Annotated in this window: 12 protein-coding genes; 6 read left to right on the top strand and 6 right to left on the bottom strand. The window is 65.5% G+C overall.

Features of this window, described 5'->3' with window-relative positions; genetic code table 11:
* Positions 1-221 precede the first annotated feature (221 nt).
* Positions 222-3,203 (top strand): DUF2135 domain-containing protein, encoded by a 2,982-nt coding sequence (locus tag GW587_RS06370; protein ID WP_229259315.1) that lies wholly within the window; start codon positions 222-224, stop codon positions 3,201-3,203.
* Between the two features lie 10 nt (positions 3,204-3,213).
* Here GW587_RS06370 and GW587_RS06365 read toward each other — a convergent pair whose 3' ends face one another.
* The 4 genes from GW587_RS06365 to GW587_RS06350 all read right to left on the bottom strand — a co-directional run bounded on the left by GW587_RS06365 (position 3,214) and on the right by GW587_RS06350 (position 7,567).
* Positions 3,214-4,530, bottom strand: a complete 1,317-nt coding sequence (locus GW587_RS06365; protein WP_166100029.1) for a hypothetical protein — start codon at positions 4,528-4,530, stop codon at positions 3,214-3,216.
* Positions 4,527-5,090 carry a sigma-70 family RNA polymerase sigma factor gene (locus tag GW587_RS06360; protein WP_229259314.1) on the bottom strand — a complete coding sequence of 188 codons (564 nt, stop codon included), beginning with the start codon at positions 5,088-5,090 and terminating at the stop codon, positions 4,527-4,529. Before GW587_RS06360 ends, GW587_RS06365 begins: the two co-directional genes overlap by 4 nt.
* A gap of 78 nt (positions 5,091-5,168) precedes the next feature.
* A complete protein-coding gene (fabI, locus tag GW587_RS06355) occupies positions 5,169-5,960 on the bottom strand; it encodes an enoyl-ACP reductase FabI (RefSeq protein ID WP_166100027.1) in 792 nt (263 codons plus the stop codon).
* A gap of 206 nt (positions 5,961-6,166) precedes the next feature.
* On the bottom strand, positions 6,167-7,567 hold the full coding sequence (locus tag GW587_RS06350; RefSeq protein ID WP_166100025.1) for a transglycosylase SLT domain-containing protein: 1,401 nt from the start codon (positions 7,565-7,567) through the stop codon (positions 6,167-6,169).
* A gap of 228 nt (positions 7,568-7,795) precedes the next feature.
* On the opposite strand from GW587_RS06350, the gene GW587_RS06345 reads away from it, so the two are divergent.
* Positions 7,796-8,353, top strand: coding sequence for a DUF1415 domain-containing protein (locus GW587_RS06345; protein WP_166100022.1), 558 nt, complete (start codon positions 7,796-7,798; stop codon positions 8,351-8,353).
* Positions 8,353-8,541 carry a DUF1289 domain-containing protein gene (locus tag GW587_RS06340; protein WP_166100477.1) on the top strand — a complete coding sequence of 63 codons (189 nt, stop codon included), beginning with the start codon at positions 8,353-8,355 and terminating at the stop codon, positions 8,539-8,541. The genes GW587_RS06345 and GW587_RS06340 overlap by 1 nt, the downstream gene beginning before the upstream one ends.
* Positions 8,542-8,554: 13 nt before the next feature.
* Here the strand turns inward: GW587_RS06340 and GW587_RS06335 are convergent, their stop codons facing one another.
* Positions 8,555-9,064 carry a DUF1993 domain-containing protein gene (locus GW587_RS06335; protein ID WP_166100019.1) on the bottom strand — a complete coding sequence of 170 codons (510 nt, stop codon included), beginning with the start codon at positions 9,062-9,064 and terminating at the stop codon, positions 8,555-8,557.
* A gap of 173 nt (positions 9,065-9,237) precedes the next feature.
* Between GW587_RS06335 and GW587_RS06330 the strand changes: the two genes are divergently transcribed.
* The 3 genes from GW587_RS06330 to GW587_RS06320 all read left to right on the top strand — a co-directional run bounded on the left by GW587_RS06330 (position 9,238) and on the right by GW587_RS06320 (position 16,130).
* On the top strand, positions 9,238-12,357 hold the full coding sequence (locus GW587_RS06330) for a bifunctional diguanylate cyclase/phosphodiesterase (RefSeq protein ID WP_166100016.1): 3,120 nt from the start codon (positions 9,238-9,240) through the stop codon (positions 12,355-12,357).
* 10 nt (positions 12,358-12,367) lie between these two features.
* Complete coding sequence (locus GW587_RS06325; RefSeq protein WP_166100013.1) at positions 12,368-14,641, top strand: xanthine dehydrogenase family protein molybdopterin-binding subunit; 2,274 nt, start codon at positions 12,368-12,370, stop codon at positions 14,639-14,641.
* A gap of 124 nt (positions 14,642-14,765) precedes the next feature.
* Positions 14,766-16,130: a serine hydrolase domain-containing protein gene (locus GW587_RS06320; RefSeq protein WP_166100011.1), complete on the top strand. Its 1,365-nt coding sequence runs from the start codon at positions 14,766-14,768 to the stop codon at positions 16,128-16,130.
* Positions 16,131-16,142: 12 nt separating this feature from the next.
* Here GW587_RS06320 and GW587_RS06315 read toward each other — a convergent pair whose 3' ends face one another.
* Positions 16,143-16,571, bottom strand: coding sequence for a thioredoxin family protein (locus GW587_RS06315; protein ID WP_166100008.1), 429 nt, complete (start codon positions 16,569-16,571; stop codon positions 16,143-16,145).
* Positions 16,572-16,611: the final 40 nt, after the last annotated feature.

Genomic DNA, 16,611 nt, shown 5'->3' with positions numbered 1-16,611 from the left:
GGCTTGCGTAGCTGCTAAGTATTTCAGGCGACTGCTATGTTGCAGCGCACAGGCGACACTATACAGTAGTTAGCTCAGGCTGTATAGGTCAATTCCATTCGCGCCTGCGGCGCTGCGGCATGGCCGGGTGGTTTGTATCAATTTGTAATATTGCAACCCCGTTTGGCCCCGCGTTTCGATACACCCTGCATGCCGGATAAGCCGGAGCAAGGGAGATCGTCATGTGGGCGAAGTTGATCGCGATGGTGGTGGGGACGGTGTTGGCGGCCGGGGTGGCGCAGGCGCAGCGGGCGATGACGCCGCCGCCGTTGATGGTGGCGCAGGGAGCCGAGCAGGCGATCCGCCTGCAAAGCTTGAAGGTGGACGCGGCGCTGGGCGGCGGCATGGCGCAGACCACGCTGCGGATGGTGTTCTTCAACCCGAATCGGCGGCCGCTGGAGGGGCGTTTGCAGTTTCCGCTGCTGCCCGGCCAGCAGGTCGGCGCTTTCGCGCTGGACCTGGAGGGCAAGATGCGCGCCGCCGTGCCGGTCGAGAAAGCGCGCGGCCGGCGGATCCTGGAGGCGATCGAGCGCACCCGCGCCGATCCGGCGCTGCTGGAGCAGACGCAGGGGAATAACTTCCAACTGCGGGTGTTCCCGATTCCGCCGCAGGGCACGCGCACGGTCGAACTGACCTACACCGAGGCGCTGGGCCGCGAAGGCGGCAACTGGGCCTACCGCCTGCCGCTGGCGTATGGCGAACTGGCGCAGGGCATCGACCTGCATGTGACGGTGGCCGGCGCCGCCGCGCCGCAAGCGAGCGGCAACATCGGCGATATCGTGTTCGAGCGCAGCGGCGACGGCTACGCGACGCGGCTGACGCGCGCCAGCTACGCGGCCGACGGCGCGCTCACGCTGCTGGTGCCTGCCGCCGCCGAGCCGCAGACCTATGTGCAGCAGTTCGATGGCGCGACTTACTTCCTGGCCGAGATCCCGGTCGCCGCCCAGCGCACGCCGCGCGCGCTGCCCAAGGTGGTCGGACTGCTGTGGGACAGCTCCGGCTCCGGCGCCAATCGCGCGCTGGATGCGGAGCTGGTGGAGCTGGATCGCTACTTCAAGGCGCTGGGCAGCGTCGAGGTACGCCTGATCCGCTTGCGCGACCGTGCCGAGGCGGCGCAGCGCTTCCGCATCGTCGACGGCGACTGGCGCGCGCTGCGCAAGGCCTTGCAGGAGACGGTGTACGACGGCGCCAGCGCGCTGGCCGATTGGCAGCCGCAGGCGGACGTCAACGAATACCTGCTGGTCAGCGATGGCCTGCTGAACTACGGCGCCAAGCCATTCCCGCAGCTGGCCGCGCGCCAGCGCCTGTATGCGCTGAACTCCGCGCTGTCGGCCGATGCCGGGCGCTTGTCGGCGCTGGCCGAGCGCAATGGCGGACGCCTGGTGCAGGTGCGGGCCGATCGTCCAGGCGCCGCCGCCGAAGCGCTGTTGACCGATGGCGTGCAGGTGCGCACGATCAGCGTCGTCGGCGCCACCGAGGTGCTGGTGGATGCCGCCGATGCGCAACAAGGCTTGCTGCGCGTGGCCGGAAAACTAAGCGCGCCGTCGGCGCAACTGGTGCTGGAGCTGGCGCGGCAAGGTCAGGTGCGTCCGCTGGCGCTGGAGGTCTCCGCGAAGGCGCCCGCACATCCGATGGCGGCGCGCACCTGGGCCGGCTACAAGCTGCATCAACTGGAAGGCGATTTCGATCTGAATCGCGCCGCGATACGCCGGCTCGGCGCGCAGTTCGGCATGCCGACCCGCGAGACGTCCTTGCTGGTGCTGGAGCGTCTTGAGGACTATGTGCGCTACGACGTCAGGCCGCCGGCCGAGTTGCAGGCGGCGTTCGATGCGCTGAAGGGGCTGCGCGGCGGCGAGCTGGCGCAGCGTCGCGGCAATCAGCTGGAGCGCGTGGTGCGGCAGTTCCAGCAGAAGCAGGTGTGGTGGGATGGCAGCTATCCCAAACTGCCGCCCAAGCCGGTGATGCAGGAGCCGGTCACGGTCGTCGCCCACGCTAGTAATTCGGATCAGGCGGCCAGGGAGGGGCGGCCGTCGGTGTCGCCTCCTGCGCCCTCGGCACCGCCAGCGCCAGCGCCGCCCATGCCGCCGCCGATGGCTGCGACGGAGATGCCACCGCCTCCCGCGCCTTCGCCGGTGATGGCTTATCGCCGTTCGCAGGCCAGCGAAAGCGCCAGCGCAACCATGTCACGCTTCGTGCCGGCCAGCGATGCGCAGCGCGCGCAGGCCGCCCGGCCGCAAGAAGAACGTTCCGGCGAAATCGCCGTGAGTCTCAAGCGCTGGGATTCCAACGCCGCCTATATCGCCCGCATGAAGGAGGCCGGCAGCAACAAGCTGTATGCGATCTATCTCGACGAGCGTCCGTCTTACCTGAACAGCAGCGCTTTCTATATCGACGTGGCGGACCTGCTGTTCGCACGCGGCAAGCGCGAATTGGCCTTGCGGGTATTGTCCAACCTGGCCGAGATGGATCTGGAAAACCGCCAGGTGCTGCGCATTCTCGGATATCGGCTGCTGCAGGCGGGCCAGCCGGAGCTGGCGATTCCTGTGTTTGAGAAGGTGCGCGAGCTGGCCGAGGAAGAGCCGCAATCGTTTCGCGACCTGGGCCTGGCCTATGCCGCAGCCGGCCGCGCGCAGCAGGCGGTCGACCAGTTGTACGAGGTGGCGATCCGGCCATGGGACAACCGCTTCGCCGAGATTGAATTAATCGCGCTGGCCGATATGAACGCCATCATTGCCGGCAAGGCGAAGCTGGACATCAGCCGCATCGACACGCGCCTGCTGAAAAACATGCCGCTCGACCTGCGCGCGGTGCTGAGCTGGGACGCCGACAATGCCGACATGGATTTGTGGGTGACCGATCCGAGCGGCGAGCGCTGTTATTACGCCCACCGCTTCACGCGCCAGGGCGGCCGCTTGTCGGTGGACTTCACCGGCGGTTATGGGCCGGAGGAGTTTTCGCTGCGGCGTGCGATGCCGGGCAAGTACAAGGTCGAGGCCAACTTCTTCGGCAGTCGCCAGCAATTGGTGACGGGGGCGACCACCTTGCAGCTGAAGCTGACCAGCGGCTTTGGCCGTCCGAGTGCGCGCGATCAGATGGTGACTTTGCGGTTGCAGGGGCAGGGCGAGACCGTGCTGGTGGGGGAGTTCGAGGTGGCAGGCCAATAAGGTGCGCGGCTTAGTCGTTCGTGGCGATCCGCTTGGCCAGCGCTTCCGGAACTGGGTAGTCCGGGTAGGCCAGGCGGAATTTTTTCCACTCCACCTGTGCATCCTTGCGCAGGTCGGCCTTCAGCATTTCATCGATGACGTTGAGCCAGGCGGCGGCCTTCGGGTCGACCGCCGGCGCGGCGGCCGCGCGCGCGGCGGAGCCGGTGATGGCGATGGCGATCGGCGCGGGTGGCGCTGGAGGCGGCGGAGGCGCCATTGCCGGCAGAGACGGTTGCGGAGGCGGCGGCGGAGGTGGCGGCGGAGGTGGCGGCGTCAGTGCGGGCGCTGCCCGGGCGGTCGTCGGTGCTGGTGCTGCCGGTGCCGGTGCCGGCGAGGCGATCATCGGCGCCGATGTGGCGCGCGCAAATGTCATGCGCTCCTGCGCGGGCACGGCTGGTGTTGGCGCGAGCAGCGGCGGTGCGTAGGCAAGCGATTCCGCGCGCTCTTTGGTGACGAGTGGCGCCGGGAGCTGTTCGGCAGGCGTGTGGCTTGGCAGCGAGACCATGTCGGCGGCCTCGGCCATCGCCGGCGCCGCTGGTTTGGCGCGCGCGTGCGCCGCCGGCTTCTCGGATTGGAGCGTGCCCGAGTCTCGTGCTGGATCGGGCGCATGTGCCAATGCCGGAGCCGACACCGATGCCGACGCCGGCTCCGACGTCGACGCCGAAGCCGATGCCAACGCCAACGCCAACGCCGAAGCCGAAGCCGAAGCCGAAGCCGATGCCGATGCCGTCTCCGACGCCGACGCCGCCTCCGACGCCGATGCTGACGTCAGCGTCGTCGATGCGGATGCTCCCGCAGGAACGCGCCCCTGCGCAGCATCCGGCGCAGCGGCGACTTTGGCCTGCTCGCGCATTTCGGCCCGATCCGGCAGCGTATAGCCGCCTCGCTGCCACTCCAGCATCAGCAGCACAGCGCCGACCACACTGGCAGCCATGGCGACCGGCATACGCCAGCGCATCGTGAAGCTCGGACGCAGCACCGGCGCGAGAATCGGCCCACCAACCGGCCCACCAACCGGCGCAAGAATCGGACCACCAACCGGCCCACCAACCGGCGCAAGAATCGGACCACCAACCGGCCCACCAACCGGCCCGACATCATTGGCGGCCGCACCGCGCGTAACCTGCTCCTGCGCCATCCGCGCCTCGGCAGCCGCCAGGATCGCATCGTTCAGCCGCTGCGGCGACTCCGGCTGCGGCAACGCCGACAACCGGCGCGCCAGCTCACCTTCGCCCGCCAGGAAGGCATCGAATTCATCATCCAGCGGATCCTTGCCTCTGCTCGTCATGCCGGCTCCTCCTGCGCGGCCATCCCGCTCAAAAACTGCTCGCGTAATTTTCTCATGGCGTACCGCAGCCTGCTTTTGACGGTTTCAATCGGAGCATCGGTCAGCGCAGCGATTTCCTCCAGCGACAGACCGCTAAACTGCTGCAACACCAGCGCCTCCTTCTGCTCGCCCGGCAGCGCGCGTATCGCCGCATGCAGCGCGGAGTTGAGCTGCCGGCTCTCCAGCAGCGCATCGGCGGCCGGCATCGAACCCTCGAACTCCAGGCCATCGTCATCCGCCTGCAAAGGCTGCGGCTGGCGCTGCAAGTCGATCAAACGATTGCGGGCGATTTGATAAAGGAAGGTGCGAAAACTGGCCGTAACCTCATAGCGCACGCGCGCCTGATGCAACGCCGCCCAACTCTCCTGCGCGACCTCGTCCACCCAATCGCGCCGGGGCGAGCGCCACGCCAGAAAACGATACAGCCCGCGATGATGGCGACTGTACAGCTCCCGAAACGCGGCCAGGTCGCCATCGGCATAGCGCAGCATCAGGGATTCGTCGGACAGGTCGCTTAACATGTCCGCAAGTGTAGCAGTACCGGCAATAAAAAACGCCCTGCATGCAGGGCGTTTTTACTTGGCGCGAAGCGGGAAGGCTTAGGTGTAGTCTTCCGCGTTCAGGCCCATGACGTGCGAGAAGCCGCCGTCGACGTAGGTGATCTCGCCAGTGATGCCCGACGCCAGGTCCGACAGCATGAAGGCGGCGGTGTTGCCGACTTCGTCGATGGTCACGTTGCGGCGCAGCGGCGCGTGCGACGAGGCGAATCCCAGCAGCTTGCCGAAGTCCTTGATGCCCGACGCGGCCAGGGTCTTGATCGGACCAGCCGAGATGCCGTTGGCGCGGATGCCCAGCTTGCCCAGGTTTTCCGCCAGGTAGCGCACCGACGCCTCCAGCGACGCTTTCGCCAGGCCCATCGTGTTGTAGTAAGGAATGGCGCGCACCGCGCCCAGGTACGACAAGGTCAGCAGCGACGAGCCTTCCTTCAGCAGCGGCAGCGCGGCCTTGGCCATCGCCGGGAAGCTGTAGGCCGAGATGTCGTGGGCGATGCGGAAGTTTTCGCGCGTCAGGCCATCGAGGAACTCGCCGGCGATCGCTTCGCGCGGCGCGAAGCCGATCGCGTGCACCAGGCCGTCCAGCTGGGTCCAGCTCTGGCCCAGGTCGGCGAACAGGGCGGCGATCTGCTCGTCGCTGCCGACGTCGCAGTCGAAGATCAGCTTGCTGTCGAACTCGGCGGCGAATTCGGTGATGCGGTCTTTGAAGCGTTCGCCGACGTAGGTGAACGCCAGTTCGGCGCCTTCGCGGTGGCAGGCCTTGGCGATACCGTATGCGATGGAACGGTTCGACAACAAACCAGTGATGAGGATTTTTTTGCCTTGCAAGAACGCCATAGGAACTCCGATTGCGACTGCGCACCCTGGCTTGCTCTCACGGGAGTCGGCTGGGCTACGTCAGTGGGGTTGTTTTAGTGTGTGTAGCTATTGCCTGACACGCAAGACCGAGATTGTAGGACGTGTCGGCCGCGACTGCAACCTTTGATCGCCGCCACGGCCCCGCGCCCGGGACGACGGGGCGGAGGCCGGGGGCCGGGCGCGACTTAATTGTCGTTTTTGCGATGCGCTTTGGACGACACGGCATTGCGCGGCACGCGCGGCTTGACCAGCGCGACCGGGGATTTCTCCACCTTGCCGTTGCTCTTGGCCAATTTATAGCCTTTGGCCGATTTGCCGCTGGCGGCGCGCTCGGCTTCGAACGCCATGGTGGCGTTGTCGGCGATCTCGGGCGCGATGTCGATATTGGCCGAGGTCGAGATGCGCGGCACCAGGATGGTCGAGCCGGCCTTGAGCATCGAGCGCTGCGGGATGTTGTTGGCCTGGCGGATCACTTCCGGCGTGGTGCGGAAGCGCGACGCCAGCGTGCTGATGCTTTCCCGCGCGCTGGTCACCTTGTGCGTGGTCCAGGTCGACAGATCCTTGCCCCATTGCGCCAGGTTCAGGTGGAATTTCTCCGCGTTTTCCTTCGGCAGCAGGATCTTGGTCTGCTCGTCGCCGGTGATGACCGGACGCTTGAACTGCGGGTTCAGCGCCTTGAAGTCGTCGACCGACAGTTCCGCCAGCTGGGCGGCGATGGTCAGGTCGATGTCGCTGGTCTTGTCGACGGCGGTGAAGTAGGGCTGGTTGTCCACCACCGGCAGGTTCAGGCCGAACTGGGCCGGATTGGCGATGATGTTCTTGACCGCCTGCAGCTTCGGCACGTAGTTGCGGGTTTCGGCCGGCATCAGGTCGGCCAGGCTTTCGAAGTCGGTCGGCTTGCCCATCGACTGGTTTTTCTTGATGGCGCGCTGCACCGAGCCTTCACCCCAGTTGTACGCCGCCAGCGCCAGTTGCCAGTCGCCGAACATGTCGTACAGCCGTTGCAGGTAGGTCAGCGCGGCGTCGGTCGAGGCCAGGATGCCGCGCCGGTCGTCCTTGAAGGCGTCCTGCTTGAGGTTGAAGTCGCGCCCGGTGCCCGGCACGAATTGCCACATGCCGGCCGCGTTGGCGCTCGACAGGGCTTGCGGGTTGAAGGCGGATTCGATGAACGGCAGCAGCGCCAGTTCGGTCGGCATGCCGCGCTTTTCCAGTTCGGTGACGACGTGGAACAGGTAGCGCGAGGCGCGCGCCGTGGTGCGGGCGATGTAGTCGGGACGGGTCGCGTACCAGGTCGCATGCTTGCCGACCAGTTCGTTGTTGATGTCCGGAATGGCGTAGCCGCTGCGGATCCGGCCCCAGACGTCTTTCTCGCGGAAAGCATCATCCTCGGCGAGCTTGGCCGGTTTGCTGACTTTCTGGGAGGAAACTTCGAGGGCGGGCAATTTGAGCGGGGAAGACGGCGGGGCGGAGGTCGAGATGCTCGCCGCCGGGGGCAGGTCGGGCGTGTCGTACGCCTGGACCACGGCCGGCGCGCATAGCGCCAGCAGGGCTGCAACAACTGCGGTCTGGGGAATTCGTGTTTGCATAGTTTTCCATTGTTGCCGATGTGAAACACCGGAGGGACTAGGAATAAACGAGGAGTGTACGAAGCTCACCCGGTCGCGTCAAGGAATATGTCAAGCGGATGACTAATTCTTATAAGTAAGCTTTCTATGTAAATAAGATGCAGATGGCGGCGAAATGACTGAAGAATGAGTATCGGCAAAAGAATGCGTACAATCCTGTCTTTAAGAAGTCATCCGAGGAATTGCACTATGAGTAGCCCCGCCATCGACCGCGACCAGGTCATCGCCGACACCGTCACCTGGGTGGAAAAGGCCGTCATCGGCCTGAACCTGTGCCCGTTCGCCAAAGCCGTCCACGTCAAGCAGCAGATCCGCTACGTGGTCTGCGACGCCGACACGCCCGAGGCCTTGCTGGAAAAGCTGATGGAGGAGTTGCAGTACCTGGCCGACGCCGACCCGGAAAAGGTCGACACCACCATGCTGATCCATCCGAACGTGCTGACCGATTTCGAGGACTACAACGAGTTCCTCGACGTGGCCGACGCCGCGCTGGAGGAGCTGGAGCTGGACGGCGAGCTGCAGGTGGCGAGCTTCCATCCGGACTACCAGTTCGCCGATACCCACAAGAACGATATCGATAACTACACCAACCGCTCGCCGTATCCGACCCTGCACCTGCTGCGCGAGGACAGCATCGAGCGCGCGGTCGAGGCGTTCCCGGACGCATCCGATATTTTCGAGAAGAATATTGAAACCCTGCGCACCCTGGGTCACGACGGCTGGGACAAGCTGATGCAGGTGAAATGATGAGCGATCTGCCGCTTCGGCCGGACACGCCCTGCGTGGCGGTGTGTTCGACCACCTTCGACGATGTTTGTCGCGGCTGCGGCCGCACGGTGGTGGAGGTGGCGCACTGGGTGTCCATGAGCGCCGACCAGAAGGAGCTGGTGTGGCAACGCATCCTGGCGCAGGGCTACCCGCGCCGGAACAAGTAGCCCTCCGCGTCAATCAATAGGTGCCGATGAAGTTCTTCTTGCCGATGTCCAGGCCGTTGTGGCGCAGGATGTCGTAGGCGGTGGTGGCGTGGAAGAAGAAGTGCGGGAAGGCGTAGTGGAACAGATAGGTCTGGCCCGTGAAATGCTTGGTCTTCTCGCCGCTGCCGGTGGTGATGGCGCGCTCTTCGCTGCCTTCGATCGACGCCTGCGGCACCGAGTCGATGTACGCCAGCGTCTTGACGATGCGCGCCTTCAGCTCGGCGAAGGTCATTTCGCTGTCCTCGTACGACGGCACTTCCAGGCCGCCCAGGCGCGCCGCCGCACCCTTGGCGAAGTCGCAGGCGATCTGGATCTGACGGGTGAACGGCAGCATGTCCGGGAACAGACGGAATTGCAGCAGCGCGTTCGGGTCGATCTTTTTCTCGGCGGCGTGGGCTTCGGCCTTTTCCAGGATGGCGTGCAGGCTGTTCAGGATCTGCTTAAACACAGGAATGGAGGCGGTGTACATCGAGAAGGTGGTCATGGCGTTTCCTATGTGTTTGAAAAATGAGTCGCGATCATAGCGCGCTTGTGGGTTTTTTGCTTGCGGTGCGACTTTTCACGCATTTTTGCGTGCATAATTCTGTTAGGTAACTATTAAAAGTTTGCGATGCCAACTAACTTCAGCCAGATGATGCAAACTTGTCAAGATCCTGCATGACTAGCACCCCTTATCAACGCTTGCGTGCCCGTCTGAGCGCGCTCTACGGTCTGTCCATCTACGGTGCGCTGCTGCTGGTCGTGTTCGGCGGCCTGGTGATTCCTGCCATCATCGGCAGTTATCTGCTGATCGGCGTGCACGAGCAGCAATCGGCCCGCGTCGCCCTCAACGAATCGCTGCAACGCAACGCCGACATCCTGGCGCTCGGCATGCAGGAATCGCTGTGGAACATGAACGCCGAGTCGGCCCATTCGCTGGTCGAGTCGGTGATGCGCGACCAGTCGGTGTTGCAGGTGCAGGTGGTCGGCCAGGCCGATACCCAGTTCATCCACGTGCATTCGCCGCGCCTGGCGGCCGGCAATGTGTTCCGCGCCGAGCGCGAGATCCTGGTGCGCGGCGAGCGTATCGGCCGCATCATGGTCGAGATGGACGACGCCCGCAGCCAGGTGGACCTCAGCAAGAAGCAGGTGTCGTACGTGTTCGTGCTGGCGGCGCAGCTGACCGTGTCGCTGCTGCTGATCGTGCTGTTCCTGAATTCGCGTCTGATCAAACCGTTGCGCAAGCTGATGCGCTTCTCCGACCGCCTGTCGCGCGGCGATTTCGAGACCCGTCTCGACCTGCGCGGCAGCGACGAGCTGGGACGCCTGGCCGCCCAGCTGGAGCAGATGCGGGTGGCGATCAAGCGCCTGTTCGAGGACATCGGCCAGCGCGAGGAACGCTTCCGCACCATCGTCACGCAGGTGCCGGGCGCGGTGTTCCGCTTCCGTCCCGACGGCCCGATCGACTTCGTCTCCGACGCGATCGAGGACATCTCCGGCTACCCGGCGGCGCAGTTCATGCGCAGCACCACCCACGCCTGGACCAACCTGATCGCGCCGGAGGACCGCAAGAAGCAGCGCCGCACCGTCAGCCAGGCGATCCGCGACGGCCAGCCGTACGAAGTCGAATACCGCATCCAGGACGCCACCGGCACCGAGCGCTGGGTGGCCGAGAACGGCCAGCCGCAGCCGCACGACGGCGATGGCAACGCGCCCTGGGTCGACGGCATCATCTCCGACATCAGCCAGCGCAAGCACAACGAGATGCGCATCGAGGCGCTGCTGGCCGAGCAAAGCGCGATCCTGGACAATGTGATGTTCGGCGTGATGTTCGTGCGTAACCGCCACATCGTCTCGGTCAACCGCCGTTGCGAGGAGCTGTTCGGCTATGAGCCGGGCGCGATGACCGGCGCCTCGACCTCGATCGTGTTCCCGAATTCGTTCGACTTCGAGGCGGCCGGCGCGCGCCAGTATCCGACGCTGTCGCACGGCGACTACTTCAGCGAAGAGCGCAACTACCGCCGCAAGGACGGCAGCCTGTTCTGGTGCATGGTCAGCGGCTACGCGCTGGACCACAACCGCGCCAACGAAGGCAGCATCTGGGTCTACGCCGACATCAGCGAACGCAAGGAGGCGGAGGAGAAGCTGCGGCTGTCCGCCACCGTGATCGAGCACATCGCCGACGGCGTGGTGGTGCTGGACGCGGCGGGCACCATCGTCGCCATCAACCCGGCGTTCACGCAGATCACCGGCTACTCCGAGGCGGAAGCGCTGGGCCACAACCGCACGCTGACGCGCTCCGGCCGCCACGACGACGATTTCTACAACGCCATGTGGCAGGAGCAGCTGGACAAGGGCTTCTGGCGCGGCGAGATCTGGAACCAGCGCAAGAACGGCGAACTGTATCTGGAATGGCTGACGGTGAGCGCGGTGCGCGACACGCGCGGCGAGGCGACGCACTACGTCGGCGTCTTCAGCGACATCACCAAGGCCAAGGAATCGCAGGAGAAGCTGGACCACCTGGCGCACCACGATCCGCTGACCGCGCTGCCGAACCGCCTGTTGTTCCACGACCGCCTGCAGCACGCCTTGCTGCGCGCGGCGCGCGACGGCGAACAACTGGCGCTGCTGTTCATCGACCTGGATCGCTTCAAGAACGTCAACGACACGCTGGGCCACCACATCGGCGACGAGCTGCTGAAGCAGGTCGCCAAGGCCTTGCAGGAGCGCCTGCGCGAAGGCGATACGCTGGCCCGCCTGGGCGGCGACGAATTCATCGTGCTGCTGGAGGATATCGAGAACCAGTACGGCGCCAGCCAGGTGGCCGAGAAGCTGGTGCAGATGTTCGAGGAACCGTTCATGGTGGCGGGCCACGAGTTGTTCGTCACCTGCAGCGTCGGCATCAGCCTGTTCCCGGACGACGCCGCCGATCTGAATATGCTGATCCGTAACGCCGACGTGGCCATGTACCAGGCCAAGGCGCGCGGCCGCAACGGCTACAGCTTCTACGCGCCGTCGATGACCGGCGAGGGCGTCGAGCGCCTGCGCCTGGAGACCTTCCTGCGCCGCTCGATCGAGAAGGACGAGATCTTCCTCAACTATCAGCCGCAGGTGGAAATCGACACCGGGCGCCTGATCGGCGTCGAGGCGCTGGTGCGCTGGAACCATCCGGAACTGGGCCTGATCCCGCCGATCCGCTTCATCCCGCTGGCCGAGGACACGGGCTTCATCAACCAGCTGGGCAAGTGGGTGTTGCAGGAATCCTGCCGCCAGATGGTGCGCTGGCAGGAAGCCGGCCTGCATGTGCCGAAGATCGCGGTCAACCTGTCGGCCAAGCAGTTCGAGCGCGGCAGCATCGTCAACATGGTGGCCGACATTCTGCGCGAGACCGGGCTTGAGCCGCAACGCCTGCAACTGGAAGTGACCGAGTCGGTCATCATGAACACCGGCGACGCCATGGTCTTCATCAACGACCTGCATTCGATCGGCGTCGGACTGGCGATCGACGATTTCGGCACCGGCTATTCGTCGCTGGCCTACCTGAAGCAGCTGCCGGTGCAGACGCTGAAGATCGATCGTTCCTTCATCAAGGACATCTCGACCGACGCCAACGACGAGGCGATCGCCATCGCCATCATCCAGCTGGGCAAGAGCATGAACCTGTCGGTGATCGCCGAAGGCGTCGAGACCGAGGAACAGGCGGCCTTCCTGCTGCGCCACGGCTGCTATCTGGCGCAGGGCTATTTCTACAGCCGTCCGCTGCTGGCCGCCGACATGCTGGCGCGCTGGAAAAAATAAAAAGGCCATCATGTCGGGACCGAACAAGATATCGCGCCGTCGTTTCATCCTGAGCGGCGCCGCCGTCGCCGGCGCGCTGGTGGTCGGCTGGGGCGTGATGCCGCCGCGCCAGCGCCTGAACGGATCGCATCCCTTGCCCGTGACCGGCGGCGCGCTCGCGCTCAACGGCTGGGTCTCGATCGCGATCGACGGCACGGTGACGGTGGCCATGCCGCGCAGCGAGATGGGGCAGGGCGTGCACACCGCGCTGCCGATGCTGGTGGCCGAGGAGCTGGACGTGCCGCTGTCGCGGGTGCGGATCGCACAGGCGCCGATCGATAAAATCTTCGGCAACATCGCCATGCTCAAGGACGGCTTGCCCTTCCATCCCGACGATACCGGCCGCCTCAAGGCGGTGGTGTCGTGGACGGTGGGGAAGGTGGCGCGCGAGCTGGGGCTGATCATCACCGGCGGCTCGTCCAGCGTCAAGGATGCATGGGAGCCGATGCGCGAAGCCGGCGCCACCGCGCGCGCGCAACTGGTCGCGGCCGCGAGCCGATACTGGAACGCGCAGGCCGCCGACTGCCGCACCGAGGACGGCCACGTGATCCACGCCGACGGCCGCCGCCTGGGCTACGGCGCGCTGGTGACGCTGGCCGTGACGTCGGCGCCGGGCGAGGTGCGCCTCAAGTCGCCGGATCAATTCAAGCTGATCGGCCGCCCGCAACCGCGCCGCGATACGCCGTCCAAGGTCAACGGCATGGCGATGTTCGGCATCGACGCGCGGCCGCCGGGCATGCTGTACGCGGCGTTGCACATGTCGCCGGTGATCGGCGGCACGGTCTCCAGCATCGACGCGGCTGCGGCGCTGAAGATGCCGGGCGTGGTCAAGGTGGTCGACTTCTCGGCCGCGTTGCCTGCGCAGACCGGCGCCGGCGCGGGTGTCGCCGTCATCGCCAGCAGCTACTGGCAGGCCAAACAGGCCGCGTCGGCGCTGCAGATCAAATGGAGCGACGGACCGCACGCCGGCCTGTCCAGCGCCGCCATCTACGCCGACTTGGCGGCCAGGCTGGATGCCGAATCCGGCCACGCCTACTACAAGGCCGGCGACATGGAAGCGGTGGAGGGCCGGGCGCCCGGCGTCGCCAAGACCGTGAAGGCCGAATACCGCGCGCCGTATCTGGCGCATGCGGCGATGGAGCCGGTCAACTGCACCGCGCAGGTCAAGGACGGCAAGGTGCACCTGTGGGTGCCGACGCAGTCGCCCGGCTTCGCGGTGGAGGTCGCGGCCAAGGTGGGCGGCGTCTCGGCCGCCGACGTGATGCTGGAAGTGACGCTGCTGGGCGGCGGCTTCGGCCGGCGTCTCGACGTCGATATGGTGGCGCAGGCGGTGGCCATCGCCAGACAGGCCGACGGCCGGCCGGTGCAGCTGATCTGGTCGCGCGAAGAGGACATGACGCACGACGTGTATCGCCCGGCGGCGCTGGCGCGCTTCAGCGCCACGCTGGACGCGGCGGGGAATGTGCTGGGCTACGATAACAAATCGGCCGGCGGCTCGATCGCGCACCAGTTCTTCAAACGGAATCTCGGCCTGCCCGCCGGCGGCCCTGACAAGACCACGGCCGAAGGCGAATTCGATATGCAGTACCACTTCGCCAACCAGCGCATCACCCACGTCATCGTCGACAGCGCGGTGCCGCTCGGGTACTGGCGCTCGGTGGGCCACTCGCACAACGCCTTCTTCAAGGAGAGCTTCATCGACGAACTGGCGCATGCGGCCGGCAAGGACAGTGTCGAATTCCGGCGCGGCCTGCTGTTGCAGCATCCGCGCCATCTGGCGGTGCTGAACGCGGCGGTGGCCAGGGCCGGCGTCGCGCCGGCGGGCCGCGCGCATGGCGTGGCCTTGCACCAATCGTTCGGCACCATCGTCGCGCAGGTGGCGGAGGTGTCGGTCGACGGCGCCGAGATCCGCGTGCATCGCGTGGTGTGCGCGGTCGATTGCGGCATCGCCGTCAATCCCAACATCATCGCGCAGCAGGTGGAGTCGGCGGTGGTGTTCGGGCTGTCGGCGGCGCTGTTCGGCAACGTGACCATCAAGGACGGCAAGGTCGAGCAGACCAACTTCCACGACTATCCGGTGCTGCGCATGAATCAGGCGCCGGAGGTGGAGACCATCATCATGCCGAGCGCCGCGCATCCCGAAGGCATGGGCGAACCGGCCACGCCGCCGATCGCGCCGGCGGTCGCCAATGCGATCTTCAAGCTGACCGGCAAGCGCCTGCGCAGCCTGCCGCTGACGCTGTAACCCGTATTCCGCATCCGGTGCCGGGGTTTGCGCAGCCTGTCGCATTGCGGCGCTTGTCCGCCGGCCTTGAAAATATGATGGCGTTGGATCTCTATCAATCACCATCTTTATTCAGGGAGGACCAATGCGTCCAATCGTCGCCATCTTTTTTGCCGCCGTCTCGCAGTGGGCGCCGGCCGCCATCGCCGCCACCAAAGCCGAAGTGATCGACGCCGAGCTGACGCGGATTTTTGCGCCGGATATGCCGGGCGCCGCGGTGTTGGTCGTCAAGGACGGCGTCACTGTGCTCAACAAGGGATATGGGCTGGCGAACGTTGAACTGAACGTGCCGGTCGGGCCCGAACAGCTGTTCAATGTCGCCTCGGTCGGCAAGCAGTTCACCGCCGCCGCGATCCTGAAGTTGGCCGAGGACGGCAAGCTGACGATACAAACGCCGATCCGCAAGTTCTTCCCCGACGTGCCGCCGACATGGAGCGGCATCACGGTCGAACACCTGCTCAACCACACGTCCGGCATCGCCAACATTTTCATGGACGAGGCATTTCGCCGCTATGCTTTCGAGGACCACACGCCGCGGCAGTTGATGGCGCAGGCCGTCGCCATGCCGCTGCTGGCGCCGCCGGGTGACGGCTACTCCTATTCGTCGGCCAACTACACGCTGCTGGCGATGATCATCGAGCAGCTGACCGGCGAACAGGTTGACGCCTATCTGGCGCGCCAGTTCTTCGCGCCGCTGGGCATGACGCACACGCATGCCATCCGCGACACGACACTGATCAAGGGCCTGGCGACGCCCTACGAGAAAGGTCCGCGACTGGCGGTCCGCTGGAGCGCGACGCTGTTGTTCGGTGGCGGCGGTTTCGCGAGCAACAACGCGGACCTGCTGCGCTGGACCATGGCGCTGCAAGGCGGCGCGGTGCTGAACCCGGCCAGCCTGGCGGCCATGAATACCGCTCTGACGCTGACCAACGGCAAACGTGTTCCCTACGGCCTTGGCCTGCGTCCGCATACGCTGGCGGGCAAGCCCTACCTGCAAAGCAACGGCGATATCCACGGCAGCCATGCCGAAGTCGTGTTCCTGGCCGCGTCGAAGATCTTCGTTTCCATCTTGAGCAACAGCGAAGACGCGCTGCAATACGGACTGCGGCCGGTCGCCAAGCGGCTGGCCACCATCGCCGCCGACATGCCCCGGCACGACGTCCGGCCGATGACGCTGTCGGAGAGCGCCTTGCGCCAGCTGGCCGGCACCTACCGCCACGGCGCCGACAGCTATATCTTCCAGCTCAAGGACGGCCGCTTGCAGGTTGAATATTCGGTCAACAAGCGCGTGGCGCGTCTCCAGGCCATATCGCCGACCGAGTTCTGCTACGAAGGCAACAGCGATTTCCGCTTCAAGTTCAGCACCGGGCCCGATGGCCGGCAGTTGACGCAATGGTTTGAAATCGACCGGCTCGACGACGAGGTCGATCCGGTGTTCGAAAAGGAGTGAGCGCCGACGCGCTCAGGCCAGCGCGTTGCGCATCAGGGTGCGCAGGTTGCATTCGCGCTGCCACTGGGCGCGTTCGTCGCTGTTGAGGATCAGTTCCTGCATCTCCTCGTCGGTTTGCGCCGACTGCGATTGCACCAGACGGTGCGCCAGGCCGGGATCCGGCAGCATGGTGCCGAAGAAGGCCACCAGCTCGTGGTGCTGGATCAGCAGCGTCGGGAAGTTTTCCACGTCCAGGTCGCCGACGACGTCGGCGTGATCCTCGATGTCGATCCAGACGAAGAACTTGTCCGGATGGCGCGACGCCACTTCTTCGAACGTGGCGCGGTAGGAGTCGCACGTGCCGCACCAGGCGGCGCACAGGCAGGCGACGATCCAGCGCTCGCCTTCCAGGGCGGCGGCCACTTCTTCGCGGTTGGCGGAATTCAGGGTCAGACTGTGCATGGTGGGATCGGCTAAAGGCGCGCTCTGCGCCGAAAGGACG

Source organism: Duganella aceris, from assembly GCF_011090165.1.
In the GTDB taxonomy this organism is placed as follows: domain Bacteria; phylum Pseudomonadota; class Gammaproteobacteria; order Burkholderiales; family Burkholderiaceae_D; genus Rugamonas; species Rugamonas aceris.
Note: the sequence above shows the minus strand (reverse complement) of the source record. Positions and strands in the feature narration are given on the sequence as shown.

What these genes read in the sequence shown, in the direction of transcription:
- GW587_RS06365 (WP_166100029.1), bottom strand. Translation starts at nt 4,530, where the DNA reads ATGACGAGCAGAGGCAAGGATCCGCTGGATGATGAATTCGATGCCTTC.
- GW587_RS06325 (WP_166100013.1), top strand. Translation starts at nt 12,368, where the DNA reads ATGTCGGGACCGAACAAGATATCGCGCCGTCGTTTCATCCTGAGCGGC.
- fabI (WP_166100027.1), bottom strand. Translation starts at nt 5,960, where the DNA reads ATGGCGTTCTTGCAAGGCAAAAAAATCCTCATCACTGGTTTGTTGTCG.
- GW587_RS06320 (WP_166100011.1), top strand. Translation starts at nt 14,766, where the DNA reads ATGCGTCCAATCGTCGCCATCTTTTTTGCCGCCGTCTCGCAGTGGGCG.
- GW587_RS06340 (WP_166100477.1), top strand. Translation starts at nt 8,353, where the DNA reads ATGAGCGATCTGCCGCTTCGGCCGGACACGCCCTGCGTGGCGGTGTGT.
- GW587_RS06335 (WP_166100019.1), bottom strand. Translation starts at nt 9,064, where the DNA reads ATGACCACCTTCTCGATGTACACCGCCTCCATTCCTGTGTTTAAGCAG.
- GW587_RS06330 (WP_166100016.1), top strand. Translation starts at nt 9,238, where the DNA reads ATGACTAGCACCCCTTATCAACGCTTGCGTGCCCGTCTGAGCGCGCTC.
- GW587_RS06370 (WP_229259315.1), top strand. Translation starts at nt 222, where the DNA reads ATGTGGGCGAAGTTGATCGCGATGGTGGTGGGGACGGTGTTGGCGGCC.
- GW587_RS06350 (WP_166100025.1), bottom strand. Translation starts at nt 7,567, where the DNA reads ATGCAAACACGAATTCCCCAGACCGCAGTTGTTGCAGCCCTGCTGGCG.
- GW587_RS06345 (WP_166100022.1), top strand. Translation starts at nt 7,796, where the DNA reads ATGAGTAGCCCCGCCATCGACCGCGACCAGGTCATCGCCGACACCGTC.
- GW587_RS06360 (WP_229259314.1), bottom strand. Translation starts at nt 5,090, where the DNA reads ATGTTAAGCGACCTGTCCGACGAATCCCTGATGCTGCGCTATGCCGAT.
- GW587_RS06315 (WP_166100008.1), bottom strand. Translation starts at nt 16,571, where the DNA reads ATGCACAGTCTGACCCTGAATTCCGCCAACCGCGAAGAAGTGGCCGCC.